The 25,077-nt window shown below is 68.7% G+C and carries 18 protein-coding genes and 5 pseudogenes; 8 read left to right on the top strand and 15 right to left on the bottom strand.

Going from position 1 to position 25,077, the window contains the following annotated elements:
• Both QUE79_RS21145 and QUE79_RS25935 read left to right on the top strand, forming a co-directional pair.
• Positions 1-1,035 (top strand): annotated as a pseudogene (locus tag QUE79_RS21145) (rhamnulokinase); the annotation flags it as partial.
• Between the two features lie 56 nt (positions 1,036-1,091).
• Positions 1,092-1,448, top strand: a complete 357-nt coding sequence (locus tag QUE79_RS25935; protein WP_350271600.1) for an FGGY-family carbohydrate kinase — start codon at positions 1,092-1,094, stop codon at positions 1,446-1,448.
• A gap of 198 nt (positions 1,449-1,646) precedes the next feature.
• On the opposite strand, the gene QUE79_RS21140 is transcribed toward QUE79_RS25935, so the two are convergent.
• The 10 genes and pseudogenes from QUE79_RS21140 to QUE79_RS21095 all read right to left on the bottom strand — a co-directional run bounded on the left by QUE79_RS21140 (position 1,647) and on the right by QUE79_RS21095 (position 12,658).
• Positions 1,647-2,885: an alpha-hydroxy acid oxidase gene (locus tag QUE79_RS21140; RefSeq protein WP_286344791.1), complete on the bottom strand. Its 1,239-nt coding sequence runs from the start codon at positions 2,883-2,885 to the stop codon at positions 1,647-1,649.
• The gene (locus QUE79_RS21135; RefSeq protein ID WP_286344790.1) at positions 2,882-3,118 is read right to left on the bottom strand and encodes an FCD domain-containing protein; all 237 of its coding nucleotides are present in this window, start codon (positions 3,116-3,118) and stop codon (positions 2,882-2,884) included. The genes QUE79_RS21140 and QUE79_RS21135 overlap by 4 nt, the downstream gene beginning before the upstream one ends.
• Positions 3,119-3,123: 5 nt before the next feature.
• Complete coding sequence (locus tag QUE79_RS21130) at positions 3,124-3,552, bottom strand: GntR family transcriptional regulator (protein ID WP_286344789.1); 429 nt, start codon at positions 3,550-3,552, stop codon at positions 3,124-3,126.
• Positions 3,553-3,666: 114 nt separating this feature from the next.
• Entirely contained in the window at positions 3,667-5,325 is a 1,659-nt protein-coding gene (locus tag QUE79_RS21125) for an esterase-like activity of phytase family protein (RefSeq protein ID WP_286344788.1), read from the bottom strand.
• 101 nt (positions 5,326-5,426) lie between these two features.
• Positions 5,427-7,932 (bottom strand): annotated as a pseudogene (locus QUE79_RS21120) (glycoside hydrolase family 65 protein).
• Positions 7,933-8,134: 202 nt separating this feature from the next.
• Positions 8,135-8,764 (bottom strand): annotated as a pseudogene (locus QUE79_RS21115) (HAD family hydrolase); the annotation flags it as partial.
• 158 nt (positions 8,765-8,922) lie between these two features.
• Positions 8,923-9,915: a helix-turn-helix transcriptional regulator gene (locus QUE79_RS21110; protein ID WP_286344787.1), complete on the bottom strand. Its 993-nt coding sequence runs from the start codon at positions 9,913-9,915 to the stop codon at positions 8,923-8,925.
• 630 nt (positions 9,916-10,545) lie between these two features.
• Positions 10,546-11,328, bottom strand: a complete 783-nt coding sequence (locus tag QUE79_RS21105) for an ABC transporter permease (protein WP_286344786.1) — start codon at positions 11,326-11,328, stop codon at positions 10,546-10,548.
• 53 nt (positions 11,329-11,381) lie between these two features.
• Complete coding sequence (locus tag QUE79_RS21100; protein ID WP_286344785.1) at positions 11,382-11,768, bottom strand: ABC transporter permease family protein; 387 nt, start codon at positions 11,766-11,768, stop codon at positions 11,382-11,384.
• On the bottom strand, positions 11,765-12,658 hold the full coding sequence (locus QUE79_RS21095; RefSeq protein ID WP_286344784.1) for an ABC transporter ATP-binding protein: 894 nt from the start codon (positions 12,656-12,658) through the stop codon (positions 11,765-11,767). Before QUE79_RS21095 ends, QUE79_RS21100 begins: the two co-directional genes overlap by 4 nt.
• Before the next feature lie 147 nt (positions 12,659-12,805).
• On the opposite strand from QUE79_RS21095, the gene QUE79_RS21090 reads away from it, so the two are divergent.
• Both QUE79_RS21090 and QUE79_RS21085 read left to right on the top strand, forming a co-directional pair.
• Complete coding sequence (locus QUE79_RS21090) at positions 12,806-13,672, top strand: aldo/keto reductase (RefSeq protein WP_286344783.1); 867 nt, start codon at positions 12,806-12,808, stop codon at positions 13,670-13,672.
• 48 nt (positions 13,673-13,720) lie between these two features.
• On the top strand, positions 13,721-14,506 hold the full coding sequence (locus QUE79_RS21085; protein WP_286344782.1) for a hypothetical protein: 786 nt from the start codon (positions 13,721-13,723) through the stop codon (positions 14,504-14,506).
• A gap of 26 nt (positions 14,507-14,532) precedes the next feature.
• Here QUE79_RS21085 and QUE79_RS21080 read toward each other — a convergent pair whose 3' ends face one another.
• Positions 14,533-15,582 carry an NAD(P)-dependent alcohol dehydrogenase gene (locus QUE79_RS21080; protein ID WP_286344781.1) on the bottom strand — a complete coding sequence of 350 codons (1,050 nt, stop codon included), beginning with the start codon at positions 15,580-15,582 and terminating at the stop codon, positions 14,533-14,535.
• Positions 15,583-15,783: 201 nt separating this feature from the next.
• On the opposite strand from QUE79_RS21080, the gene QUE79_RS21075 reads away from it, so the two are divergent.
• The gene (locus QUE79_RS21075) at positions 15,784-16,656 is read left to right on the top strand and encodes a VOC family protein (protein WP_286344780.1); all 873 of its coding nucleotides are present in this window, start codon (positions 15,784-15,786) and stop codon (positions 16,654-16,656) included.
• A 31-nt stretch (positions 16,657-16,687) separates the two neighbouring features.
• The gene (locus QUE79_RS21070) at positions 16,688-17,251 is read left to right on the top strand and encodes a TetR/AcrR family transcriptional regulator (protein ID WP_286344779.1); all 564 of its coding nucleotides are present in this window, start codon (positions 16,688-16,690) and stop codon (positions 17,249-17,251) included.
• Positions 17,252-17,337: 86 nt separating this feature from the next.
• On the opposite strand, the gene QUE79_RS21065 is transcribed toward QUE79_RS21070, so the two are convergent.
• Positions 17,338-19,098, bottom strand: coding sequence for a GH25 family lysozyme (locus QUE79_RS21065; protein WP_286344778.1), 1,761 nt, complete (start codon positions 19,096-19,098; stop codon positions 17,338-17,340).
• 164 nt (positions 19,099-19,262) lie between these two features.
• On the bottom strand, positions 19,263-19,892 hold the full coding sequence (locus QUE79_RS21060; protein ID WP_286344777.1) for a TetR family transcriptional regulator C-terminal domain-containing protein: 630 nt from the start codon (positions 19,890-19,892) through the stop codon (positions 19,263-19,265).
• Between the two features lie 110 nt (positions 19,893-20,002).
• On the opposite strand from QUE79_RS21060, the gene QUE79_RS21055 reads away from it, so the two are divergent.
• Entirely contained in the window at positions 20,003-21,034 is a 1,032-nt protein-coding gene (locus tag QUE79_RS21055) for a nitrilase-related carbon-nitrogen hydrolase (RefSeq protein ID WP_286344776.1), read from the top strand.
• An 11-nt stretch (positions 21,035-21,045) separates the two neighbouring features.
• Positions 21,046-22,085: pseudogene (locus tag QUE79_RS21050) on the top strand (agmatine deiminase family protein).
• A 182-nt stretch (positions 22,086-22,267) separates the two neighbouring features.
• Here QUE79_RS21050 and QUE79_RS21045 read toward each other — a convergent pair.
• Both QUE79_RS21045 and QUE79_RS21040 read right to left on the bottom strand, forming a co-directional pair.
• A pseudogene (locus QUE79_RS21045) lies at positions 22,268-23,538 on the bottom strand (flavin monoamine oxidase family protein); the annotation flags it as partial.
• A 111-nt stretch (positions 23,539-23,649) separates the two neighbouring features.
• The gene (locus QUE79_RS21040; RefSeq protein WP_286344775.1) at positions 23,650-25,071 is read right to left on the bottom strand and encodes an aminobutyraldehyde dehydrogenase; all 1,422 of its coding nucleotides are present in this window, start codon (positions 25,069-25,071) and stop codon (positions 23,650-23,652) included.
• Positions 25,072-25,077 lie beyond the last annotated feature (6 nt).

The raw sequence follows: 25,077 nt of genomic DNA, 5'->3' as shown, positions 1-25,077 counted from the left end.
GTGACCACCTCCGTCGCCGCCGTCGACCTCGGAGCGACGAGCGGCCGGGTCATCCTCGGCGTCGTCTCCCCGAACGACGTGCGTCTGCAGCACGTGGCGCGGTTCCCGAACCGGCCGGTGACCGTGCCCGAGGGCTCGGGCAGCACCGGCTTGCACTGGGACATCCTCGGGTTGTGGGCCGCCATCGGCGAGGGGCTCGCCCAGGCGAGCCGGATCGATCCTGAAATCGCCTCCATCGGAGTCGACTCCTGGGCGGTCGACTACGGGCTGCTGCGACAGGGCAGGCTGATCGGGCTGCCGTACCACTACCGCGACGACCGGAACGCGGCTGCCGTGCCCGCCGTGCACGCTGCACTCCCGGCGGACGAGCTCTACCGGCGGACCGGGCTGGCGCACCTGCCGTTCAACACCGTGTTCCAGCTCGCCGCCGACCGAGACGCCGGCACGCTGGGCCTCGCCGACCGCGCTCTGCTCGTGCCCGACCTGATCGGGCGCTGGCTGACCGGCGTCGAGGTCACCGAGCGGACGAACGCGTCGACCACGGGGATGCTGTCGCCGGTGAGCGGCGGGTGGGATCCTGCGATCCTCTCCGCCGTCGGCGTCCCACCCGGCCTCTTCGCACCTCTCGTCGACCCCGGCACCACGATCGGCGCACTCCTCCCGTCGCTCGCCCCGGCGCTCGGCGGCGGCCGCGCCATCCCCGTGACGACTGTCGGCTCGCACGACACGGCCTCGGCCGTGGTCGGCGTGCCCCTCGACGACGAGCACTCCGCCTACATCTCGAGCGGGACCTGGTCGCTGGTCGGGCTCGAGGTCGCGAAGCCGATCGTGACCCCGCCGGCGAGACAGGCGAACTTCACCAACGAGGGCGGCGTCGACGGGAGGGTCCGATTCCTCAAGAACATCTCGGGGCTGTGGCTGCTGAGCGAGTCGATGCGCACCTGGGACGCAGCAGCCTCCGACGCATCGCGCTCCAGCGATCTCGCGTCACTGCTGGCCGCCGCCGCATCGGTCTCCGGTGAAGTGGCCGTCTTCGATGCGGCCGACGAGCGGTTCACACCCCCGGGAGACATGCCGCTCAGGATCCACGAGTGGTGCGTCGAACACGACGTGGAACCCCCTCGACCCGGGCCGAGATCGTCCGCAGCATCCTCGAATCGCTCGCCGCGGCGTACGCGCGCACCCTCGACGAGGCGGAGACGCTGTCGGGTCGCAGGATCACGACGGTGCACGTCGTCGGGGGAGGCTCGCAGAACGAACTGCTCTGCCGGCTCACCGCCGACCGCACCGGGCGCACCGTCCTCGCCGGGCCCGTCGAGGCCACCGCCATCGGCAACGTGCTGGTGCAGGCGCGGGCCGCCGGCCTCGTGACCGGCAGCCTCGAGTCGCTGCGCGCCCTCGTGCGGGCGGCCTACCCGCCCGTGCGGTACGAGCCGTCCCTGCGCTGAGCGGTCGCTCCGCTCGGAGCTGCCCGCCGTCCGTCCCTCTCTTCTGCCCTACCCCTGCAGAAATCGAAGGGGATTTTCGCCCGACGGCCCGTTTCGCCGCATGGCGACGGGCCGCCGCCGAAAATCCCCTTCGATTTCTGGAGGGCGGGCGGAGGGTGGCGGGACGGAGGGGCGGGCGGGACGGAGGCGCGCGCGGCGCTAGCTCCGTGCCCGGGGCGCCAGGCGCTCCAGCTGGGTGACGTGGCTCGGGGTGAGCTCCTCGAGCGAGTGGGCCCCGAGCAGCTTCATGGTGCGCGTGATCTCATCCGACAGGATCGCGATCATCCGGTCGACACCGGCTCGACCGCCGGCCATCAGGCCGTACAGGTAGGCGCGGCCGACCAGGGTGAACGAGGCGCCGAGCGCGATCGAGGCGACGATGTCGGCGCCGTTCATGATTCCGGTGTCGACGATGACGTCGAGATCCTGCCCCACTTCGCGAACCACCGACGGCAGCAGGTGGAACGGGATCGGCGCCCGGTCGAGCTGGCGCCCGCCGTGGTTCGACAGCACGATGCCGTCGACGCCGAAGTCGGCGAACTTCTTCGCGTCTTCCACGCTCTGCACGCCCTTGATCGCGAGTTTTCCTGGCCAGAGCTCGCGGATCACCTTGAGGTCGTCGAAGCTGATCGTCGGGTCCATCGCGGCGTCGAGCAGCTCGCCGACCGTTCCGCCGGTCGACGACAGCGAGGCGAATTCGAGTTTGGGAGTGGTCAGGAAGTCGATCCACCACCACGGGCGCGGGATCGCGTTCAGGACGGTGCCGGGGGTGAGCTGCGGCGGTATCGAGAACCCGTTGCGCTTGTCGCGGAGGCGAGCGCCCGCCACCGGTGTGTCGACGGTGAAGAAGAGCGTCTCGAATCCTGCCGCGGCGGCGCGCTCGACGAGCCCGTAGGAGATCTCGCGCTCCCGCATGACGTAGAGCTGGAACCAGTTGCGGCCGTCGGGATTCGTGGCCTTCACCGCCTCGATCGAGGTGGTTCCGAGGGTGGAGAGCGAGAAGGGGATCCCGGCGGCGTTGGCGGCGCCGGCGCCGGCCGTCTCGCCCTCGGTCTGCATCAGTCGCGTGAAACCGGTCGGCGCGATCCCGAACGGCTGCTTCGACGTCTCGCCGAAGACGGTCGCAGTCGTGTCGACCTCGGCCACGTCGCGCAGCACCTGCGGGTGGAACTCCACGTCTTCGAACGCCTGGCGCGCCCGCGTGATCGAGATCTCGCCCTCGGCGGATCCGTCGGTGTAGTCGAACGCAGCCTTCGGCGTGCGGCGCTTGGCGATCGAGCGCAGGTCGGCGATCGTGAGGGCGGATTGCAGGCGGTTGCGCTTGAAGTCGAGGTCGGGCTTCTTGAACTGCATGTACTCGAGAAGCTCTTGGGGCTTCGGGAACTGTCGCTGCGTCATTGCGGTGCCTTCCGGTCGTGGTGGAGCGTGGCCGCATCGACGTGCGCGAGCAGTCGATCGCGGGAGGTCTGGATGTGCTCGCGGACGAGCCGGGAGGCGACGGCAGGATCACCGGCGACCACCGCCTCGAGGATGTGCGCGTGCTGGGCCGCGATGTCGGCCGGAGGCCAGAGGGCGTTCGCCTGCACCTGGCCGATGCAGAGCTCGATCTCGCCCATGAGGCTCTCGTGCATCCGGGTCAGGCGGGGCTCGACTGCGCCGTGACGAGAGCGCGGTGGAACGCGATGTCGTCGGCGGCGAACGGCGCGTCGTCGGGGGCGGTCGCGAGGGCGCGGTTGTGCAGGATCGCGTCGGGCGGCACGGAACCGCGGGTGGCCAGCGCCGAGAGGGCGGCCCCCTCGACCAGTGCGCGGTTGTCGTAGAGGTCGACGATGTCGGGCCGACTCAGGGTCGGCACGCGCGCACCGCGGTTCGCCTCTCGCCGGAGCAGGCCGGCCCGCACGAGCTGGTCAATGGCGATGCGGGCCGTGGGGCGGGAGATGCCGAAGCGCGCGGCGACGGCTGCTTCGGTGACGGCGTCGCCGGGGTGGATGTGCACGGCCAGGACGTCGGAACGAAGTGCCTCGGCGACAGCCGCCGGCACCCGTGCAACCTCGTTGTCGTCCATTGTCTGACAATCTAGCGCATTGCTAGACAATCGGCGACTGATGGGCACCGCGAAATGGCCCCTTCTGTCGCCCGCCCGCGAGGGACGCGACAGAACGGGCCATCCGGGCGAGGTCTAAGGCGTGTCTCCCTCGTGGAACCCGTGCACGTCCTTCGGGGTGACGAAGAGCTGCACGGTGGTCGAACTCGAAGCGTCGTTCAGCTTGGTGGTGTCGATCGCGAGGTACTGACCGTCGTCCTGCGTGCCATCCGGCAGGATCTTCGCGTGCAGCGTGTACGGGGCGGCCGCGTTGGCCACGCCGTCGATCCCGAAGTCGTTGTCGTTCGAGACGATCAGCGTCTTGCCGCCGTCGGTCGTCGCGACGCCCTCGACCTTGTCGTGGCCGAAGAATCCGCCGGTCGGGTCGAGTTTCGTGAGGAGGCCGCCGAGGTCGACGTCGAGCTTCTTCGTGGTGGGGGTGATGCCGACGCCGGCGAGGGCGGCGGTCGCCGTCGCGGTGTCGCTGTCGCCGGCGAACGCCTCGATCGACTGGTGCTCGGACCCGACGAGGAGCCCGCCCTTCGCGGCGTCGTAGGTCGTACCGGCGACGCGAGACGACGGCCCGACGTCGGTGGCCTTGGCGAGGTCGATCTCGTAGAGGTTCTTGAACGCGTCCGGCTCGAAGGCCCCGTCGCGCTCGTCGACGACGAACCTCGTGCTCGACAGCGCCGTGATCTCGCTGACCGCGCCGGAGTTCTTCGCAGGATCCGTGAGCAGGTAGAGGTACTCGTGCGTCGCGCGGGTGCGCAGGTCGTAGGTCACGATCCGCAGCGGGGCGACCTTGGCGGGCTTCGCCGTGAGGTCGGGTGTCTGAAGCGCCGACTGCATGATGCCGACCAGTGTCTTGCCGTCCGGCGTGACGGTCAGGCCTTCCATGCCCTTGTTCGGCACGCGCTGGGCCAGCTCTTTGGGCAGCGTTCCGTCGAACGGCGACAGGCGGCCGATCTGCCGGCCGGTGTGGTCGAAGTGGGTGATGTACGGGCCGTACTCGTCGGAGACCCAGAAGGTGCCGTCCTTCAGAGCCACGAGGCCCTCGGAGTCGTAGCCGTAGGGGCTCTTCGGCTGGACCGTACCGTTCAGGTCTTCGATCGTCTCGCCCGTCGATGCCTCCGTGCTGACGAGGCCGTTGTACCCGTGGCCGTTCGCCGCCCGCAGCGGAATCTTCCTCTCCAGGACGGCCTTCGTGCCGACCAGCCTGAACTTTCCGATCGCAGGATCGAAGGAGGGCAACGGTTCGACCTTGGTCGTTCCGTCCGGGGCCGTGACGTTCGGCCCGCGGTCGGTCAGACCGTAGAACTCCGTGGTCGAGCCGGGCACAGGCGTGAACGACGAGCCGTACGCGCCGCCGGTGATCTTCACTCCACCGATGGTGGCCAGCGGTTTCAGCTCGGTGCTGTAGAGCTTCACGGCGTCGTTCGTCGTGTAGTCGAACGAGTCGACGCCCGTGAAGCCGGGGTCCGGCACGTAGGTGAATGAGCCGTCCTGCCGGAACGACAGGGTGCCGTGCTTGGTGGTCGTGTGCGACACGATGGTCGCGGAGCCCGAGTCGTTGTCGAGCACGCTTCCGCGCGACGAGAGCCTCGTGCCGGCCGTGACCAGGTAGGAGTCCCCCTTCGCCACGGCGGGGCCTCCGTGGCCCGAACCCGGGTGGGCGAAGGCGGTCCCGGCGGTGCCCAGCGTCAGGGCCAGGCCTCCCGCGACGATCGAGACGGCTAGGACGTGGCGACGTGGCATGAGATCCCCTTCGAGCGGTGTGTGCGACCGCCGTGAGTGTGCCCGGCCCCGGTGAATGGATCGTTAACGGCAGCGATCCACTGGCCCAGTGCCGATCCGCCCTAGGTCGTCGCGTCGGCGTCGACCTCCGTGCGGTCGACGGAGATGGTGGGGATCGACGCGGTGACGACCGAACCGTCGGCGCGGAGCATGCCGCGCAGGTCACTCGTCGTCGGCGGAGCGGACTCGAGGCGGGGACCCTGGTTGCTCAGGGCCACGGTGACCGGGGTGCCGAAGGCGATCTCGACCTTCTCGTGGTGGACGTGCACCGTGACCGACGTGCCCTCCTCGATGGTGAAAGTGATGTCGTGCTGGGTGACGTCGACCCGCAGGCGGCTGCCCTTGATGGTCATCCGGTAGCTCAGGCGCTCCCAGTCTTCGGGGAGGCGCGGGTTGAACGTGATCCGGCCGGAGTGGTCGCGCATGCCGCCGAAGCCGAAGGCCAGAGCGCTCCAGATGCCGCCGGTCGACGCCACGTGGACGCCGTCGGAGGTGTTGTGGTGCAGATCGGCCAGGTCGACGAACAGCGACGACAGGAAGTAGTCGCGGGCGAGCTTGTGGTGCCCCACCTCGGCGGCGATGATCGACTGCACGACGGCCGACAGCGTGGAGTCGCCCGTCGTCAGCGCGTCGTAGTACTCGAAGTCGCGGCGCTTCTCGGCCGGCGTGAACTCGTCGCCCTGGAGGAACAGCGCCAGCACGACATCGGCCTGCTTCAGAACCTGGAAGCGGTAGATGACCAGGGGGTGGTAGTGCAGGAGCAGAGGGCGCTTCGACGCCGGGGTCGAGTCGAGGTCCCAGAGCTCTTTGTCGAGGAACTGCGCGTCTTGCGGGTGGATGCCGCGGTGAGGATCGAAGGGGATCTCCATCGCGTCCGCTGCTGCGCGCCAGCCGCGGATCTCGTGCTCCTGCAGGCCGACCCGCTGCACCATGCGCTCGTAGGCCACCGGGTCGTTCGCGAAGAGCTCTTCGCAGATGCGGACGGCGCTCCAGAGGTTGGCCCTCGCCATCACGTTCGTGTAGAGGTTGTCGTCGACGACCGTCGTGTATTCGTCGGGGCCGGTCACACCGTCGATGTGGAACTTCTGGTCGCCGTTCGACCGCCAGAAGCCGAGGTCGGCCCAGAGGCGCGCGGTCTCGACCAGGATGTCGACGGCGCCTCGGGCGAGGAAGTCTTCGTCTCCGGTGGCGGCCACGTACTGCATCAGCGCGTGCACGATGTCGGCGTCGATGTGGTACTGGGCGGTGCCGGCCGCGTAGTACGCGCTCGACTCGAGTCCGTTGATCGTGCGCCAGGGGAAGAGGGCTCCGCGCTGGTTCAGCTCGGTGGCGCGGTCGCGAGCGGCGTCGAGCATGCCGTGGCGGAAGCGCAGGGCGTTCCGGGCCACGTTCGGCGCCGTGTAGCTGAGGAACGGCAGGACGTAGATCTCGGTGTCCCAGAAGTAGTGGCCGCCGTAGCCGGAGCCGGTGACCCCCTTCGCGGCGACACCGGAGCCGTCGGTCCGCGCCGTCGACTGCGCCAGCTGGAAGAGGTTCCAGCGGATCGCCTGCTGCAGGATCGGGTGCCCGGCGAGCTCGACGTCGCTGCGGACCCAGAAGTCGTCGAGCCAGGCCCGCTGGTCGTCGAAGATCTCTTCGACCGGGGTCTCGCGCGCGCGGTCGAGGGTTCGATCGCAGCGGTCGGCGAGTTCGCGCGGGGGACGCCGCGCGAGGAGTGGTACGTGATCGTCTTCACGAAGCGGACCGACTGACCGGCCTTCGCCTTGATGCGGTAGACGTGCTTGGCGATGTCGTCGTCGATCTGCGACGACTGCTGCCACTCGTTCTCCGTCTCGAGGGCGTGCTCGGCCCCGACGGCGACCGTCATGCCCGAGTTCGTCGCCTGGTAGCCCAGCACGTAGCGGGTGCCGAGCACCTTCTTGATCTTCGGCTGCAGCACGCGCTCGGAGAACGACTCGGCCTTGCGAGGGTCGAACGTCGCGGCGGCGCGCATTCCCGCGTGGTACTCGTCGCCGAGGTCTTGGCGGTTGAGGATCTGCGACGAGATGAGCACCGAGGCGTCGGCGTCGAGCACGGTCACTTCGTAGTCGATCACGGCGAGGTGGCGATCGGTGAACGAGACCAGGCGGCGGCTCTTCACGAGGACCCGCTTGCCGGACGGCGTGCGCCACTCGATCTCGCGGAGGAGGTAGCCGTCGCGGAAGTCGAGGCGGCGCGTGTAGGCGAGGATGTCGGCCTCGGCGAGGACGAAGGGCTCGTCGTCGACGTAGAGCCGGATCACCTTGGCGTCGGGCACGTTGACGATGGTCTGCCCGACGCGCGCGAAGCCGAACGCCTCTTCGGCGTGACGGATCTGCCAGGTCTCGTGGAAGCCGTTGATGAAGGTGCCGTACGAGTGCCCCCGCGGCCCTCGTCGAGGTTGCCACGGAAGCCGAGGTAGCCGTTGCCGACGGCGAACACCGTCTCGGCGACGCCCTGGTCGTCGGGCGCGAACTCGGTCTCGACCAGCGACCACTCGTCGACGGGGAACCGGTTGCGGTCGAGGGGATCTTCGGTGATGACGGTCATGCGGAGTGCTCCGGTGCTGTGGCGGTCTGTGCTGTGGGGGAGTCGGCGACGGTTCGGGGGTGACGCCGCCTGCGCCCGGCTGTCTGTCGAGCGCGTCGACGATCTCGCCGAGGTCGCCGACCACGAAGTCTGCCCCGTTGTCGAGGAGAGCGGCAGCCCCCACTCCGCGGTCCACGCCGATCACGAGCCCGAAGTCTCCGCGCCGACCGGCCTCGACGCCGGATTGGGCGTCTTCGACGACGATGCACTGCTGCGCCGTCAGCCCCAGGCGCTCTGCGCCGGCGAGGTAGGTGTCGGGTGCCGGCTTGCCGGGCAGGTGCGCGGCGGCCGCCACGAGGCCGTCGACCACGTGCTCGAAGCGGTCGCTCAGCCCGGCTGCTGCGAGCACGGCGACGGCGTTTCGCGAGCTCGACACGACGGCCACCCGGTAGCCCTCGTCGATGGCGCGGTCGAGGAAGGCCACCGACCCGGGGTACGGCGTAACGCCATTCTCGTGGAGCTCGGCGGCGAAGACGCTGTTCTTGCGGTTGCCGAGACCGCAGACGGTCTCGAGGTCGGGCGGGTCGTCGGGCGTCCCCTCGGGCAGGGCGATGCCCCGCGAGGCGAGCATGTCGCGGACTCCGTCGTAGCGGGGCTTGCCGTCGATGTGCTCGAAGTAGTCGTCTTCGGTGTACGGGCGGTCGTCGCCGCGGGAGCGCAGGTAGTCGGAGAACAATCGCGCCCAGGCGCGCATGTGCACCTCGGCTGTCGGTGTGAGCACGCCGTCGAGGTCGAACAGCAGCCCGGAAAGGGCGGGAAGGCGCGAAGGATCGCGGAGGACAGTGGTGGTCACGAAGCCGGGGAATCCCTTCGAGAGCGATGTGCTCGATACCGAGCGGTGTGTGCTTTCGCGCGGAACGGCTGTGGCCCGCAGCGTGGTCTCGGCTTCGCCGGGCAACGCCTGCGTCAAGTCTGGCACGCTCCGTGGCCGCTCACTAGTGCACCGGTCGGTCAGGGGCGGTAGCCGGCACCGGCCCGCGCGAATCGGCCCGCCAGGTCGGTGAACGCCGCCGCCAGCTCGGGCGGCCCGACGACCTCGACGTCGGCGTCGAACCGCCCGATCGTGGCGGCCAGGCCCGCCCACGACCAGGCGCCGACGCGGAGCCGACAGCGCTCCGGACCGAGCTCCTCGAGGGTGGCCGTGGGCAGGTACTCGGCCACCTCGCGAGCGGGCAGATGCAGGATCACGTCGCCCCGGCACGGCCAGGCATCCTCCGACTCGCTGCCCTTGAACCGGGCGGCCACGAACGTGCGCACATCGCCGCCGGGCAGGTCGCGCGGGGAGAACCGCCTCCCGGTCGGCGTGCGGGGCGTCATCCGGTCCACGCGGAAGATGCGCCAGTCGGAGCGGTCGAGATCCCAGGCGACGAGGTACCAGCGCCCGCCTCGCGCGACGAGATGATGCGGTTCGGTCTGGCGCGGCGGCAAGGGAGCGCGGGCGTCGGGGCTCTCGCTCGGCTCGGGCGACGCGTAGTCGAAGCGAAGGATCACCTCCGCCCGGACGGCCGAGCTGACGGCCAGGAGGACGTCGGGGTCGATCGGCAGGGGCGGGCGCGACGAGTCCGTCACGGCGGTGAACCGGAGGGCGTCGACCCGCTGCCGCAGACGCGCCGGCAGGACCTGGCGGACGGCGGCGAGAGCACGGAGGGCGGGCTCCTCGAGGCCGGATCCTGCGCCACTCGCGGCCTGGAGCGCAACGGCCAGAGCGATCGCCTGGTCGTCGTCGAAGAGGAGCGGCGGAAGCTCGGCGCCCGCATCGAGCCGGTAGCCGCCGTCAGGGCCCTTGATCGCGCGGATGCGGTAGCCGAGCTCGCGCAGTCGGTCGACGTCGCGTCTCACCGTGCGCTCGGAGATGGCGAGGCGTTCGGCGAGGGCGCGCGCCGGCCAGTCGCGGCGGGCCTGGAGGAGGGACAGCACTACGAGCATTCGGGACGATTTCGCCATGACTCCAGTGTCGCCGAAGAAGCGGACGTTATCTGACCGCTTCTCTTGCGATCGTTGTCAGGTGCCCGAAACCGGGCGTGACCGTCCGAAGGAGAACCTCCCATGTCTGCATCCCTGACCCCGCACCTCAACTTCCGTGGCGACGCCCGTGCGGCGCTCGACTTCTACCGCTCCGTGTTCGGCGGGGACGTGGTCATCGTGACCTACGCCGATGCCCAGGCGGTGCAGGATCCCGCCCAGGCCGACCAGGTCATGTTCGGCCAGGTCGAGGCTCCGAGCGGCGTCCGCGTCATGGCCTACGACGTGCAGAGCGCCCTGCCCTACGACCAGGGCGTCAACTCCTCTACCTGTCGGTCCGCTGCGAGACCGCCGACGAGATCACCACCTTCTGGCAGGGGCTCTCGGTCGGTGCCGAGATCGAGCAGGATCTCGGTCCGTCGGGCTGGTCGTCGCTCTACGGCAAACTGCGCGACCGCTTCGGCGTCGTGTGGGTGCTCGACGTCGTCGCCGAGCCCACTGCCTGACTCGTTGCCCCCTGATTGCCGCCGCCTCACCCGCCCCGCCGAGATGGCCTGTTCTGTCGCGTTGCGCGAGCTCCGCCGACAGAACGGGCCACCTCGATCGTCGGTGTCACGCTCGGGAGCGAGCGCGCGCGCGGAGGGTCGTGGTAATCGGGACCCGCTTTCCGTACTGGATAACGCCGTGCTGAAAGGCGGCAATGGCGAAGCGTAAGAGCAACGCGCTCAGGACGAAGAGTTCCACCGCCACGAGAACGGCCTCCCACCAGGTGAGACCGCCAGCGGCGTTTCGGAGCAGCGCGGTAGCGGCTGCGAAGAATGGAAGGTAAGTCATCACACTCGCGACGGGGCTCAGAGGATCGACGATGATGCTCGTCACGAGATAGAGCGGCGCGATCGTGGCGATCATGACCACGCTGCAGAACGGAGCCGCATCCTTTGCCGAAGGCATCATGGCTCCGATCGTGACGAGGGCGCTGGTCATGAGCAGGAGGCCTCCGAGAAGGATCATGATGCCGAGCACCATTCGCGTTGGATCGAATACCAGGGGGCCGAGTTCGAGTCCAGCGAAGGTCTCGCCGACATCGCTGACTGCGAGTAGAGCCAGAGAAGGTATGGCGATTACGCAGATCTGAACGAGGCCGACGATGGCGAGGGCCGCAAGTTTCGCCCGGATGAGAGTTTTGGCCGTGATGCTCACCAGGAGGATCTCCGAGATCCTGGTCTCTTTCTCCTCGACGGTCGTGTAGAGGATCTGATTACCGAGCAGTGCGACGACCAGGACGAGCACGAGGACCAGGAAGGCGGGTGGCAGCATCGAGCCGATACCCGAGGCGAGTCGGCCGTCGTCATAAGCGAAAAGGTGGGTCGCGACACCCGAGCGGATCTCGCGCACAACCTCGGGCGACCCCACCCGGAGGTCGATGCTGTCGTCGAATACGGCCCGAGCTAGCTTCTGGTAGGAGCCATTGAGGAAGACCCCCTGTCTTGAGCGTAGATCGCCACCTCGTAGCCGGGACTCTTGCCGCTGTAGACGAAGAAGGCATCGAGGAGGCCGTCTTTCACCCGCTCGATACCTGCTGCTTCGTCGCTCATCAACGAACCGTGGTGCGCTGCCGCGACCTGCTCCGAAATGAGACCTGGTGGCGCGACGTAGTCGAAGTCGAGTGACTGGGATGAAGACGCTTCGCTGGAAGCGGCGGACGACCACGCCACGACGAGGCCTATCACGCCGAACAGAACAGGCAAGAGGATCGCAGCGATCCAGAACTGCGGTTTTCGGAACGTCCTGACGATTTCGAATTGGACAACGGCACCAAAACCTGTTCGCGTCACGCGGCATCCTCCGAGTACAGGCGAACGAAGATTTCTTGCATGCTCGTCTTCTGTGGTTCGAAACGCGCGACACGGCTACCCGTGGCGACGAGTTCGCTCAGGATGTCTCGATCGGGTGCGCCGGATCGAGGAATCAATCGATAGAGGTCTCCTTGCCTGGATTCCACCGAGAAAGTCGTCGACTCGCTGATGACATCGGCCGAGCGTACGAGTATTCGGCGTGAACCGAAGGCTGCTTGGATTTCGGCGATGGTGCCATGCGCCTTCGCCACACCGTCGCGAAGAACGAGTGCTCGCTGGCAGAGGCGCTCGATTTCTTCCATGTGATGCGTCACGAGGATCACGCCCGATCCGCGCGCCTGGCACTCCACGACGAGGTCCATCAGGAGTTGCCTGTTGATGGGGTCGAGCCCCTTCGTCGGTTCGTCGAGCACGAGGAGGTGGGGCTCATTCATGATGGCGATACCGAGCTGAACCTTCTGATGCTGTCCGCCTGAGAGTTTGTCGAGCCGGGAGCGCTGCTTGTCGCCCAGCCCGACGCGCTCCAGGTAGGACACGGCCTCCTTCCGTGCTCGGACGCGATCGAGGCCCTTGAGATGACCGAAGTAGCTCATGACGTCGAGTACTCGTTCTTTGCGGTACAGACCCCTCTCTTCGGGCAGGTAGCCGACGCGTGTGGAATTCCGCGGAGAGAACGGCGAGCCGGCTATCAACGCCCTTCCGGATGTGGGTCTCATGGTCCCGAGCAGGCACCGAAGTGTCGTCGTTTTACCGGAGCCGTTGCTACCGGCCAGGGCCAGCGTTTCGCCGGCGTCGACGGCGAAGGACAGATTGTCGATGATCCGTTTCGGGCCGACCATCACTTCGAGATCCCCTACATGAACCAGCATATTATCCTCAAGTGTAATATCCAAACAGACTAGTCGGTTTCGGATGTGATCCGCAACGCCACCCGGGTCCTGGGAAGGGTTCGACCGCCGAGGCGTTAACTCAGGAGGTCGCCCCAACCGGGTGACGCAGCAGAGAGGGAACACCCGATGACGACCGAACTTCTTCCCGCACAGGACGCCGGCACCTTCGACCTGGGCGGCGACCTGACGGTCAACCGCCTGGGCTACGGAACCATGCAGCTGACCGGTGCCGGTGTCTGGGGCGACCCCAAGGATCCCGCCGAGGCGGTGCGCGTGCTCCGCCGTGCGCTCGAGCTGGGCGTCAACTTCATCGACACCGCCGACTCGTACGGCCCCGCTGTCGCCGAACCGCTGATCGCCAAGGCTCTCAAGCCGTACGCCGACGACCTCGTGATCGCCACCAAGGGCGGGCTGACGCGATCCGGGCCGAACGAGTGGCCGCCGGTCGGGCGCCCCGAGTATCTCCGCCAGCAGACCGAGATGAGCCTGCGGTGGCTCGGCGTCGACCGGATCGACCTCTACCAGCTCCACCGCGTCGACCCCGCGGTGCCGCTCGACGACCAGGTCGGCGAGCTCAAGAAGCTGCAGGACGAGGGCAAGATCCGGCACATCGGCCTGAGCGAGGTCTCGGTCGAGCAGCTTCAGGCCGCACAGAAGGTGGCCACGATCGTGTCGGTGCAGAACCTCTACAACCTGACCAACCGGGCCTCCGAGGAGCTCCTCGACTACTCGACCGAGAACGGCATCGCGTTCATCCCGTGGTTCCCGCTCGCCACCGGCAAGCTGACGCGTGAGGGCAGCCCCTTGACCGAGCTGGCTCAGAAGAAGAACGCGACCCCCGCTCAGCTCGCGCTGGCGTGGCTGCTGAAGCGGTCGCCGGTCATGCTGCCGATTCCCGGAACCTCGACCGTGGAGCACCTGGAAGACAACATGCGCGGGGCTCAGATCGAGCTGACCGACGACGAGTTCACCGAACTGTCGGCCATCGCCTGACCCGTCACCCGCGAGGCTGCCGCGTTCGCGCGCGGTAGTCTTGCGGCCGTGACGGATATGAGTTTGAGGCTGCCCACCAGGCGATTCCAGGCGGTCCTGAACCTGGGGCCGAAGGCGGCCGCGCAGGTTCCGCCGCCCGTGTCACTGGGCAAACCCGATCTGTTCGGCGACTGGGACGACGAGACCGGTCAGTCGAGCCTCGCCGTGGAGTTCGCCAGTGGCCAGCTCCATCTCGAGACCGTCGACGGCGGCATCGACTACCACTTCCACCGGGGCACCGGTGACGACACGGATCGCAGCCCGTGGCCGAAGAGCGTCACCGAGCCGGTGCTCACCTGGGCGTCGTTGCTGTTGGCCGACTTCCACCTCCGCATGCCCGACCTCCTCGAAGACCTCGAAGAGGCCGCCGCGTGGCATGACGAGGGGTACGAGTTGTACGTCTGCGAGGTCGAGGAGCCCACGCATCTCGACCTCATCACGGTCGACATCGAGGGGGAGCTGCTGACGCTTCCGTGGCTCGGCTCCGGCCACGTCGATCACGAGCACATCGACGGCGACAACCACCCGATCGCGCTGCTCTGGACGGCTGCGGAGGGCGCCCCCGACCTCGCCATCGCCGAGGCGCGCCTGGATCCTGCGACCGAGCTTCCCGTCACCAGCGCCCGCCCGGGCATCGACTGGGACGAGGTCGGCATGCCCGCCGACGAGGTCCTCTCGTGGCTCGAGGGAATCTACCTCAATCACCACGTGCTGCCCGACGCCGTCGGAACCCTCCTGAGCGCCGCGCTCGAACGGATGGGCGGCGTTGCGGGCGTCGCGCACCAGACCCTGTAGCTCTCGCGCGCGACGCCCCGGTTCGCCTACGGAACGATCACGGCCCGTCCGCGGATGGAGCCGCTCGCCAGATCGGCGTAGGCCCGAGGCCCCTCGTCGAGCGAGTACTGCTGGATCTCCACGTCGACCTTGCCCGCGCGAGCCAGATCGAGGATCTCGATGAGCTCGTTGCGGTATCCCCAGTACGGAATCCGGACGGCCACGTCGTAGTTGATCGAGCCGAAGCCGAAGGCGACGTCTCCGCCGCCGATTCCGACGACCGTGACGTCGGCCTCGATGCCGGCGACCGAGACGGCCAGCGGAATCGTCGGCGCGGCGCCGACGAAGTCGAAGACGGCGTTCGCGCCGAGGCCGCCCGTGATCTCCAGGATCTTCCCGGCGGCGTCCTCGTCGCTGAGGAGGGTGATGTCGGCGCCGACGTGCTTCGCGAGCTCGAGCTTCTCGTCGTTCACGTCGAGCACGATCACGGTGGCACCGGACAGGGCCTTCAGGATCTGGATCCCCACGTGTCCGAGACCGCCGGAACCGATCACGACGGCGTAGGTTCCGGCACCGAGCTTCGGGAGCGAGCGCTTGATGGCGTGGTACGGGGTGAGGCCGGCGTCGGTGAGGGAGACGTTCTTGATCGGATCGAGGTCTCCGAGCGGAACGAGGTGGCGAGCGTCGTCGACGATCATGTACTCGGCCATCGAGCCGTCGGTCCCGAGGCCGGGAGGGGTGATGCCGAGCGCCTGAGCGTTGGTGCAGTAGTTCTCATGGCCCTGCGAGCAGTTGTGGCAGTAGCCGCAGCCCCACGGTCCGTAGACGGCGACGGCGTCTCCGACTTTCAGCCCGCCGGCGCCCGCGCCTTCGCCGAGCTCGTGGATGATGCCCGCGCCCTCGTGCCCGAGGGTCATCGGGAGCGGGTAGCCGGCGGCGGTGTACTCCTCCTCGGACAGGCCCATGACGTAGTCGTCCGAGTGGCAGACGCCTCCCGCTGTGACCTTCAGGAGGATCTGGCCGGGCCCAGGTTTCGGGATCGGGATGTCGACGACCTCGGGTGCTTCACCGACGGCCACGTAGCGCAGAGCTTTCATTGTTCTTCCTTGTCTGTCCGCGGAACCGGCGGTCGGCCACATTCATATAACCGACACATGTCGCACAGTTCCGATAGGCCCATTATGCGCCGCGTGCCCGTGTCGGGGATGCGCGGCTTGCCCATCGGCCGTGTGATCGACGGAGTGTCGGCGACTCGGAAATAGTTGTAGCGACAACTAATTGATGGTAGCCTCGGTGACATGTCCACGAACGCTGCCGACCTGCTCGCCGCCGACACCTCCATGGGCGCGGTCACCCTTCGGGTCGCCGACCTCGAGGCCATGACCGCCTACTATCGCGACGCGGTGACGCTCACGCTGCTGGCGCAAGAGCCCGAGCGCACCATCCTGGGGCGCGGGGCCGTACCGATCGTGATCCTGGAGCACGCGCCCGAGCTCAAGCACGCCGGGCCGCGCGAAGCGGGGTTGTTCCACACGGCGATCCTGTTCGAGACCGAGGCCGACCTCGCGACGGCCGTGTACGGCGTCGCCGCCCGCTACCCGCAGTCGTTCACCGGCAGTGCCGATCACCTCGTCAGCAAGGCCTTCTACTTCACCGACCCCGAGGGCAACGGCATCGAGCTCTACTGGGATCGCTCGCGAACCGAGTGGAGCTGGACCCACGGGCAGATCGACATGGCGACGCTGGCTCTCGATCCGAACGCGTTCCTGCAGGAGAACCTCTCCGAGGCCGCCCTCGCGGGCGCGAACGGACGACCGGCCAGCGTCGGTCACGTGCACCTCAGCGTCGGCGACGTGCCCAGCGCGCGGCGGTTCTACGTGGAGCAGCTCGGCTTCGAGACGACCACGATGTTCGGCACCCAGGCTCTCTTCGTCAGCGCCGGCGGCTATCACCACCACATGGCGATGAACACCTGGAACAGTGCTGGCGCCGGTCGACGTCAGCTCGCCCTCGGCCTGGGGCTCGTCCGCATCGAGGTGCCGACGCCCGACGACCTCGGTGCCCTCGAAGAGCGCCTGACGCACCACCGGATCGCGACGCGCGACGACGGCCGCATCGCCTCGTTCGACGACCCGTGGTCGAACCGGATCGAGGTCTCGGTCAAGCCCTGACGTGCAGAGGTCGGGCCGCTAATATGCCGCCATGGGCATCCGCGAAGAACAGCGTCGCCGGACGGTGCGCACGATCTTGGAGGCGGCCGGCCTCGAGTTCGAGATCAAGGGGTACGAGTCGTCGTCGTACGGTTCGATCGCGGCACGCGCCGGTGTCGCCAAGAGTCTGGTGAGCTACCACTTCGCCACGAAGGCCGACATCGCCGCGCAGGTCGTGGCCGAGGCCTTCCCGGGAGGGACCTTCCTCTCGACCGAGCCGTCCCCGGGCGGGCCGCTCGCCGACATCCTCGAGTCGACCGCCGTCGTCGCCCGGGCGTTCAGCACGAACCCCTCGCGCGAGCGGCACTTCGGCTGGTCAACGAACACAAGCTGGACGATCCTGCCGCACCTCGGGCCTACGTCGGCTGGGTCGCCCGTCTCGCCGACGACCTCCGTCGTGCTGCCGGCCAGGGCCTCGTCCCGCTCGGCATCGACACGCATCGCGAGGCGCTCGTCCTGGTCGGAACCTTCGTCGGTCTGCGCTACGTCACCGACACGATGGACGAACGCGACCTCTTCTGGGAGCTCGCCGTCCTGTCGCTCCGGCAGCGGCTGATCTTCCTGGGCGCCGACGAGGCAGCGCTGCCTCGCCTGGCCGAGCTCGGGGGCTGAGCCGGCCTCGATCAGCGGGCCGGCCCGAGCCTAGACGTGCGTGTTGCTCGTCCAGATCGCCGTGCCGCCCTTGTTGCGGAGGACGAGGGTGCCGTCCGACTGCATCGTCAGGTAGCAGCCCGCGCCGGCGTGGTAGGTGTTCGTGTTCCAGCGGGCTTTATGGGCCGAGTCGTACAGCACGAGGTTGCCGTCGGTCTGCAGGATGAGCGTCGCACCCTTGAGGCCGTTCGTGTGGGTGTTGAACTTCGCCTTGCCGCCGATGTAGACGACGAAGTTGCCGTCCGTCTGCATGATGGCCTGCAGGAGCCCGGTGGGGTCGTGCAAGAACTGCCCGCCCTTCAGCGTGGTGTTCGACAGCAGGGTCGACGACCCCGAGGCGCCGTTGTGCCAGACGACACCGCGCGACGTGACGACCTGGAGGTCGCCGTTCGACTGGAGGACGGCTTTCGGGCTGGAGCCCGCACCGTTCGTCCCGGTGTTCCAGAGGGCCTTGTTGGCCTTCGAGTACACGACGAAGTTGCCGTCGGCCTGCATCTCGAGTCGAGCACCGGGATTGTGTTGCGTGGCGGTCTGCCAGATCCAGCGGCCGTTGCCGTAGACGACGAGGTTGCCGTCGGTCTGCATGATGAGCTGGTACTGGCCGTTGGACGACTCGATCGACTTGCCCGGCTGGAGACTCTTGGCACCTTGCAGGGTGGATCCGGCGTCGGGGCCGGCGGTCGAGATCGGAGTGCCGCCGCCGCGCGCCAGCAGCGTCAGGGACGCGGCGGTTCCGTTGAACACGTCGGAGTCGCCCGGGAACGGACCGGTCGAGGACCACTGCCAGAAGTTCCACTTCGACCAGCTGGCGCCCAGGGTGGCCGGCTTGGACGAGGAGGTCGTCGTCGTCGGATACTGCGCGACGAAGAACGGGTTGGCGGAGAAGGCCTTGCTGCTGCCGGTGCAGGTGTTCCACCAGTTCGCCGTCGCGTAGATGGCAGGACGCGTGCCGACCTTGGCGAGGACCGTGTTGGAGAAGTCGCTGATCCACTTCACCATGGCCGACTGGCTGAGCCCCCAGCAGGTGCCGTTGTAGCCGTACTCGACGTCGAGCAGCGGCGGCAGCGTGCGACCGTCCGGTGACCAGCCGCCGCCGTGGGCGACGAAGTAGGTGGCCTGCGCGGTGCCGGTCGAGGTGTTGGGCGTCGCGAAGTGGTAGGCGCCGCGGACCATGCCGGCGGCGTAAGAGCCGTTGTACTGCGAGGCGAACTGGCTGCTCTGGTAGCCCGTACCTTCGGTGGCCTTCACGTAGGCGAACCGGGCGCCCTGACTGTACAGGGTCTTCCAGTTGATGCCCGTCTGGTACGCGCTCACATCGAGGCCCTTGAGACCCGCCGGCCACGTCTTGGTGGCTGCGACCTTGGCCTGTGCGAGCGACTTCAGCTTGGGCACGGCCGCAGCGGCAGGGTCGGAGGACGGGATCGTCGACCCCATCGAGTGGTTGCCGGCCGCGTTCTGGGCCGCGAGGGACGGGTCGTCGGCGGACGTGTCGACGCCGGTGCTCGCGCTGGGAGCGGGGGTGGGAGTGGCGGCTGCGCTCGGCGACGCGCTCGGCGTGGCAGACGCGGAGGCGCTGGGCGAGGCTGTGGCACCGGGCGAGGCGCTGACGGTCGGCGAGGCGCTGACGGTCGGCGTCGGCGCGGCCGTCGCCGCGGACGCCGGCGAGGCCAGGTGCGTCGTGCCGACCGCAAGAGCCGTGGCGATCGCCAAGGCCGCCCCTGCGGTCACAGCGGAACGGATGATCGAAGTCATGGGTCTCCCTGAGCCGGCGTGGGCACACCCCTAGTGCGACCCGGCCGGACTCACCGAGGCTAACCAGTGGGGGACACGATGTACACCCCCGAACGAGTCCCATGGGTCACACGAGTCCCATTCGTCACACGACTGAATAAGCCCTGACCGGGGCTTTTCCTGGCTCAGGCGCGTCGCGCAAGAATTCCGGACTCGAGCCCGAGAGCCTGCTCCAGAGCGCGTCTGACGAGCTGGTTCCGCTCTTTCGGGGTGCGATACGACACGAGGGCGTAGGCGGTCGTGCTGTCCACGAGAGCGAAGAGTTCGAGGGCGACCAGGTCGGGCTCGGTCGTGCGGACGCTCCCCTCGGCAACGGCGGCGAGCAGGATCTCGCGAGCGTACGAATGCCACGAATCCATCGATTCGCGGGCGGCGCGAGCGAGCAGGGGCATGCGGCGCCCGAGGCTCCAGGCGTCGGCCCAGATCGTCGACAGCGCGTCGCGCTCCGGGTCGAGAAGGGTCGTGACGAGCCGGTCGAGCCGGTCGAGGCCGGTCGGCGCGTCATCGACGAGAGCGCGGACCTCGGTGAGCTCGACCGCCACCACGTGACGGAAGGTCGAGGCGGTGAGCTCTTCCATCGAGGGCTCGTAGTGGGCGACGAGCCCGGAAGCGACGTTCATGGAGGAGGCGATGGAGCGGAGGCTGAGTGCGGCGAGTCCGTCACCGAGGGCCAGGTCGCGGGCGGTCTGCGCGACCTCCTCGCGCCGTTCATCGGGGCGTCGGCGTCGGCGGGGCTCTCCGGTGCTGGTCGTCACGGTAGGAATGCTAGCCGGATCCGGTCTTCCCGAGGGCTGGCGTGGGCGAATAGTTGATCGTATGATCAATAAATGACGACGCGTCCGCGTCACGACCGAGGAGGCTCGCCGTGCAACTCATCACCGCTCCCGTCCCGTCCGCTCCGCTCCGGGTCCCGACCGGAGTGAACGATCCCGGTGTCCGCGAGCCCCTTCGCATCGGCCTCGTTCAGATGAGCTGGCTGCCCGACCCGCGGGAGCACGTGGCGGAACTCCGCGAGGGCATCCGTCTCGCCGCGTCCGCGGGCGCCGCCGCCGTCTTCCTTCCGGAGCTGACGCTGCGTCGCTACCCGGGAGATCAGCCGGCAGCCGGAGTGCCGAAGGACGACGCCGAAGAGCTGGAGTCCGGCCCGACGTTCACCTTCGCCGCCGAGGCCGCGCGCGACTTCGGGGTGTTCGTGCACGCTTCGCTGTACGAGCGTCCGGCCCACGACGACGATCCGGACGATCCGCGTGGCTACAACACGGCGATCCTGCTCGACCCGGAGGGCCACCTCGTGGGGCGCACGCGAAAGACCCACATCCCGATCAGCGCCGGCTACTACGAAGACACCTTCTTCCGGCCGGGCGGCGACGCCGACCCGCACCCCGTGTACTCCGCTCCGGGGCTCGGCGCGCGCGTCGGGCTGCCCACCTGCTGGGACGAGTGGTTCCCCGAGCTGTCGAGGGCCTACGGGCTGGCCGGCGCCGAGCTGCTGGCGTACCCGACGGCGATCGGCTCCGAGCCGACCTTCCCCGACTTCGACACCCGCGACATCTGGCGCCACGTCATCACGGCGAACGGCATCACCAGCGGTCTCTTCATGGTCGTGCCCAATCGCTGGGGCGACGAAGGCGACATCACCTTCTACGGGTCGTCGTTCATCTCCGACCCGTTCGGCAGGATCCTCGTGGAGGCTCCCCGCGACGCCTCGGCCGTTCTCGTGGCGTCGCTCGACATCGCGCAGCGCGACGAGTGGCTGAAGCTGTTCCCGTTCTACGTGACCAGGCGACCCGACCAGTACCAGGCCCTCGTGGCGCCCGTCGACGAGGAGCGCGACGGCTACGGAGCCGTGGCGGCGGCTGCCGCTGCCGCAGCCGGACTCGGCGGGGGTGTCGCATGACCGCGTGGCGCATGCCCGCCGAGACGGCCCCGCACGAGCGCACGTGGATGGCCTTCCCGCGCGACGGCTACACCCTCGGCGACGATCACGCCTCCGCCGAGGAGGCCCGCGCCGCGTGGGCGGCCGTGGCCCACGCCGTCGCCGAGTTCGAACCCGTCACGATGGTCGTCGACCCCTCGGCCCGCGACGACGCCCGACGACACCTGTCGGCCGCGATCGAGGTGGTCGAGGCTCCCCTCGACGACTTCTGGATCCGCGACTCCGGCCCGACGTTCGTCCTGCCCTCGCCAGGGGCGCCACCGGCGCTTCACGCCCGGGGCTCGGTGCGGTGGACTGGATCTTCAACGGCTGGGGCGCCCAGAGCTGGGCGTCCTGGGGCGCCGACCGGGAGATCGGGGCGTTCGTCGCCTCGCGCGCCGGAGCGAGCATCCTGCCCTCCCTGCTGGTCAACGAGGGCGGCGCCATCCACGTCGACGGACTCGGGACGGTGCTCGTCACCGAGACCGTGCAACTCGACCCGGGCCGGAATCCGCACGCCGACAGGGCTCGGGTGGAGGTCGAGCTGGCCCGCACGATCGGGGCGACGCACGTCATCTGGCTGCCTCGCGGCCTCACTCGTGACTACGACGAGTTCGGCACGCGGGGCCATGTCGACATGGTGGCGACGATCGCGTCGCCCGGTGTGCTGCTGCTGCACTCCCAGGAGGACCCTGCGCACCCCGACCACGCCGTGACCGCTTCGCTCCGCGCCTTCTTCGAGCGACAGCAGGATGCCACGGGGCGGGCGTTCGAGATCGTGGAGCTCCCGGCGCCCGCGGAGCTCCGCGACGAGCGCGGGTTCGTCGATCACAGCTACGTCAACCACCTCGTCGTCAACGGCGGTGTGATCGCCTGCGGTTTCGGTCAGCCCGCCTCCGATGAGCGGGCGGCCGCCATCCTGGCGTCGGTGTACCCGGGCCGACGTGTCGTCACGGTGGATGCCCGACCGATCTTCGCGCGGGGTGGCGGTATTCACTGCATCACGCAGCAGCAGCCGGCCGTCGGGGCCTGACGATCCGCTGATTCGACGTGGATCCACGCGAGATCGTGGATCGAGGTCGAGTCGGCGGATCGACGGCCCGCGAGTCGTCAGTGAGCGGCGGCGACCACGTCGGCGAAGATCTCGCTGCCGAGCCGGTGCCCCATTCGGATCGCGCCGTCGACGTGCTGGTAGCCCAGGCCGGCGACGTCGCTGGAACCGAAGCGGATCGGGCCGACGGGCAGGTGCTGGTCGGCCCCGTAGCGGGTGAGGCCGCCGAGGTCGTAGCTGGCCGCGTAGGCGCCCTGGGTCCACTCCTCGGCCGCCCAGTCGCTCTCGTAGTAGACGGCGGGATTCTCCGCCTGTGGCCCGTAGTAGGTGGCAAGGGACGCCAGGATCTTCGCGCGGCGCTCGTCGGCGTCGAGCGCGAGCACCCTGTCGGCCTTCTCGTCGCTCACGAATCCGACGAGGGTGCCGCGGGACTCGCCGTGGTTGCTGTTGTCGTACGCCTCGTGCACCAGCTGGTACGGGCTGAACGCCGTGCCGGAGAGCCCGGCTTCGCGCCAGAACGGTGTCTCGTAGGTGGCGTGGACCTTGATCACGAGGCCGAGCGACAGGTGTTGGTGAAGCTGGTGGCGCCGGCGCGGCAGCGGGGATCGTAGGAGATGCGCCCGTAGAGGTTCGGCGGGACGGCGACCAGTGCGCGCTTGGCCTCGACGCGCAGGGTGTCGGTGATCGCGACGACGCCGCTCTCGTTCCATTCGAGGGTGCGGACCGCCTGCTCGAGCGTGACCCGGTCGCCGAGACTCTCCGAGAGGGCGAGTGGCACGCTCTGGAGCCCGCCGACCACTCGGCGGTCGAGGATGAAGTCGGCGTCGACGAGGTTCGAGAAACTGCCGGCGCTCGCCGCCATGAGAAGGGCCTGCAGGGTCGAGAACGCGTGAGCGGGCTTGGTGAGCATGGCATCGGCGATGAAGAGGGCGATGTTGTCGCGGGCCTCTTCGTCGTCGGACTGCGTGATCAGCCACTCCTTGAACGAGACCGAGTCGAGTTCGCGGGCCCTCGGGTGCTCCCAGGGGGCGTCGGGATCGGTCTGGGCGGTGAGCTCGTCCATCACGCCGATGAGGCGCTCGATCTCGCTCTCCGTGGTCGGTGTCGCGGGGAAGATGTCACCGGTGAATCGCTTGGCCGCACCGTCGCGGCCGACGTAGACGCTGTCACCCGTGCGGAAGCGCTCGTAGGTCGCCAGCCCGAGCTCGTCGAGGGTCGCCAACAGGGCCGTCTGGTCGGGCGAGACCCACTGGCCGCCGATCTCGAACATCTGGCCGTCGATGGAATTGGTCCAGAGTCGGCCGCCGACCCGGTCGCGGGCCTCGAGAACCACGACCGACAGGCCGGCCTTCACGAGATCGCTGGCCGCGGTGAGGCCGGTGGCTCCGGCTCCGATGATGACGACGTCAGCGGTGAGTGTCGTGGTCTCGGACATTGTGGACACCTTTACTTGTTGAGCTCGGGGATGATGACGGGCGGGCTGGTTGCTGGTCGGACAGACCGCGCTTGACGTGGCGGGAGCGCGGGCGGGCGGAGCGAAGCGTCGTCAGTGCGCGCTCATGACGTGCTTGATCCGGGTGTAGTCGTCGACGGAATAGGCGGACAGGTCTTTCCCGTAGCCGGACTGTTTGAACCCGCCGTGGGGCATCTCGGCCGCGAGCGGGATGTGGGTGTTTATCCAGACGCATCCGAAGTCGAGATCGCGAGCGAAGCGCTCGGCCGTCGTGTGGTCGGTGGTCCACACGCTGGAGGCGAGGGCGTACCGGACGCCGTTCGCGAGCTCGAGCGCTTCGTCGTCGGTGTCGAAGGCCTGCACCGTGAGCACCGGGCCGAAGGTCTCGTCTTGGACGATCGGGTCGTCTTGACGCACGTCGGCGACGATCGTCGGCGCGTAGAAGAAGCCGGTGTCGCCGACGCGGAATCCGCCGGTGCGCACCGTGGCGTGCTCGGGCAGACCGTCGACGGCGGCGACGACCTGAGCGAAGTGCCTGGCGTTGTTGAGAGGGCCGTAGAAGGCATCTTCGACATCGCCGGTGATCGTGTTCTCGGCGGCCGTGACCAGCGCGTCGACGAAGGCGTCGTGGACGTCGCGGTGCACGATGACGCGCGTGGCGGCGGTGCAGTCTTGCCCGGCGTTGAAGAACGCGGCCTGCGTGACGGCCTCGGCGGTCGCGGTCAGGTCGACGTCCGGGAACACGACGACGGGAGCCTTGCCGCCCAGCTCGAGGTGGACGCGCTTGAGCCCTTCGGCACCGGAGGTCGCCACGGCTCGCCCCGCGCGAACGCTGCCCGTGATCGCCACGAGGCCCGGAGTCGGGTGCTCCGTCAGCAGGGCACCTGTCGACGCGTCGCCGAGGACGACGTTGAAGACTCCGTCCGGTAGGACGCCGCGGGTCAGCTCGGCCAGGACCAGGGTGGACTCGGGAGTGGTGTCGCTCGGCTTGAGCACGATCGTGTTGCCGGCGGCGAGGGCCGGCCCGATTTTCCAGAGGGCCATCATCAGCGGGTAGTTCCAGGGCGTCACCTGCGCCACGACGCCGATGGGCTCGCGCCGAACCGACGAGGTCAGACCTTCGAGGAACTCGCCGGAGGCGAGGCCTGTCGCCTGCCGGGCGGCCCCGGCGAAGAAGCGCAGCTGATCGGCGCCGACGGCGACCTCTTCGGACGCGATCAGGGCCTTCGGCTGCCCGGTGTTGCGGTGCTGGGCTTCGACCAGGCGGTCGGACCCTGCTTCGAGGGCGTCGGCCAGCGCGAGGAGCGCCTTCTGGCGACCGCTCGGCGTCGTGCGCTTCCAGGCCGGGAACGCCGCCTCGGCTGCGGCCATGGCCGCGTCGACGTCGGAGCCGTCGGACACGGGCGAGGTTGCGACGACCGCTTCGGTGCGCGGGTCGACGACGTCGAGCGTCGCCTCGCCGTGGGCCGCGACGAACTGGCCGCCGATGAAGTTCTGCAGGATCTCGTGGGGCATGGTCGT

This window comes from Frondihabitans sucicola (genome assembly GCF_030296615.1).
GTDB classification, from domain to species: domain Bacteria; phylum Actinomycetota; class Actinomycetes; order Actinomycetales; family Microbacteriaceae; genus Frondihabitans; species Frondihabitans sucicola.
This window is presented reverse-complemented; position numbering and strand designations above follow the sequence as displayed.